The following is a 1995-nucleotide window of genomic DNA, read 5'->3' on the forward strand; positions in this document are numbered from 1 at the left end:
CTGATGATCTTCTTCACCGCAGGCAACGGCATTGCGGCGTTTGCGCCGAATTATACCGTACTGATGGGAGCGAGACTGTTCACCGCTCTGGCCCATGGCACCTTTTTCGGCGTCGGCTCCGTCATTGCGGCAAGTCTTGTGAAGCCGGGCCGCCGCGCGGCCGCTGTTTCCATAATGATGGCCGGCCTCACCGTCGCCAATATTATCGGCGTCCCGATCGGGACGTTTATTGGCCAGCATCTGGGCTGGCGGGCGACGTTCGTTGCCGTTGTTATGATGGGCGTGCTGTCGCTAGCCGGTATTCTGCTGCTGGTGCCTACGATCAAGGCGGAGGAGACGTCCAGCCTGACGCGCCAGCTTCGCGCGCTGCTCCAACCGAAGCTGCTGCTTGTTCTGCTGACGGGAGCGCTGGGGTGCAGCAGTCTGTTCACGGTCTTCACTTATATTACGCCGCTGCTGGAGGACATTACAGGGTTCTCGGAGAGCAGCGTCGCCCTTATTCTTGTGCTGTTCGGCGTCGGCGTGACGACGGGGAATATCCTGGGAGGCCGACTCGCCGACTGGAAGCTTATGCCCGTGCTGCTTGGATTCTACGCGTACCTGGCTGCTATTCTGGCCTTTTTTGCCTACTCGGCTCATGTTCCGGCGCTCGCGGTCGTCACGATATTCTTGTGGGGCGTCGGCGCTTTCGGGGTTCTGCCCGGTCTCCAGATCCGGATTATGAATTTGGCGAAGGATGCGCCCGCGCTCGCGTCGACTACCAATCATTCCGCGCTGAATTTCGGCAACGCTTTTGGCGCTTTTTTCGGGGGATTCATTATCACTCATGCGGGGCTGGACACGCTGCCCTGGTTCGGAGCGCTGCTGTCCTTTATCGGGCTTCTGCTGGCGGCGGCCGTTTATATGTGGGACCTGAAGGAGACAAGACGCTGACCCTGGAGCAATGCAGGCTGTACTTCTAAAGCATTTCTTTCCTGATACCCAAACCGCAGGGACGAATCCATGTCGCTGCTTTGGGTATTTTTTGCTTTGGGTGCTGGGGCAAGTTTACAATCTGGGTAAAGGAGAATATAATAATTTTAAGGAAAGTTGCACTAGGTAAACTTTTATGAGCTTGGCTAATTTTCAGGCGGGGAGGAATAGAGATATGATGGAACGTACTCAACCTTTGGGCATGGCCCAGTCACACGAAAGAGATCTTCTCGCCGTCCACTCAGCAATGCAGGGAAAGAGCAGAGGACTCGGACGAATTCTGCCGTTCCTCGGTCCTGCCTTTATCGCGGCGGTCGCTTATCTTGATCCCGGCAACTTCGCCACCAATATTACGGCGGGCTCAAAGTACGGATATCTTCTGCTCTGGGTGATTGCAGCCTCCAACCTGATGGCTGTTCTTATCCAGTCTTTGTCCGCCAAGCTTGGGATCGCCACCGGCCGCAATTTGCCGGAGGTCGCGCGGGACCGGTTCCCCCGGGGAGTTTCATTCTTCTTGTGGATTCAGAGCGAGCTGGTCATCATGGCGACCGATCTGGCGGAATTTCTCGGAGCGGCGCTCGGCCTTTATCTTCTGTTCGACATCCCGATGCTGCCCGCTGCGCTCATTACGGCTGCCGGCTCCTTTGCCATACTTGAGCTGCAGCGGAGAGGTTACCGTTCCCTTGAGGCGGGCATCGCCTCCATGATCCTGATCGTGGTGCTGGCGTTCGCTTTCCAGGTCGTCATGGCCAAACCCGACGCGGGGGAAGTGTTCCATGGCATTGTAACGCCAGGCTTTCAAGGGGTGGACAGCGTGCTGCTGGCGGCGGGCATTCTCGGGGCGACCGTCATGCCGCATGCGATCTATCTGCATTCGTCGCTCACCCAAAGCCGGATTGTCGGCAGAAACGATGCCGAGAAGAAGAGAATTTTCAAGCTGGAGTTCATCGACATCCTGATTGCCATGTTCATCGCGGGCGCGGTTAATATGGCCATGGTTATCGTGTCGGCGGCGGGCCTTTT

2 protein-coding genes are annotated in these 1995 nt (G+C 57.1%); both read left to right on the plus strand.

Features of this window, described 5'->3' with window-relative positions; translation table 11 throughout:
- A partial coding sequence (locus tag L692_RS0117695; protein ID WP_025701432.1) for an MFS transporter occupies nucleotides 1-933 on the plus strand: 933 nt, incomplete at its 5' end.
- Between the two features lie 286 nt (nucleotides 934-1219).
- The coding region (locus tag L692_RS0117700) for an Nramp family divalent metal transporter (protein ID WP_232238816.1) at nucleotides 1220-1995 on the plus strand (776 nt) is incomplete at its 3' end.

It is taken from the genome of Paenibacillus forsythiae T98 (assembly GCF_000520735.1).
GTDB classification, from domain to species: domain Bacteria; phylum Bacillota; class Bacilli; order Paenibacillales; family Paenibacillaceae; genus Paenibacillus_AQ; species Paenibacillus_AQ forsythiae.